Annotated in this window: 1 protein-coding gene; it reads left to right on the forward strand. The window is 54.1% G+C overall.

The features are described 5' to 3' along the window. Positions 1-62: 62 nt before the first annotated feature. A partial coding sequence (locus AC1RPR_RS08770) for a hypothetical protein (protein ID WP_481763566.1) occupies positions 63-281 on the forward strand: 219 nt, incomplete at its 3' end.

The raw sequence follows: 281 nt of genomic DNA on the forward strand, positions 1-281 counted from the left end.
GCCTATGGGAGGATGTGTTGATCACGATCCTGCCCGACCCAACAATCTAAGGACAACGTAACATGTCAACGCCAATTGTTCCAAACAGCGCGTCGTTTTTGATCACAGACGTGGGTTTGGCTGCGGCCTCAGTGGCAACGCCCACTGGCCCCTCTATCCAGATCGTAGCATTCAAAGTGGGTGACGGTTACGGTTACACCCCGCAACGCACAGACACCGGGCTGAACGGCAACACACTGTACACAGGTGTTCCAACTACCTACAACTTTGTTGCGCCCGAT

It is taken from the genome of Dellaglioa sp. CoH-57-MRSF-22 (assembly GCF_056781895.1).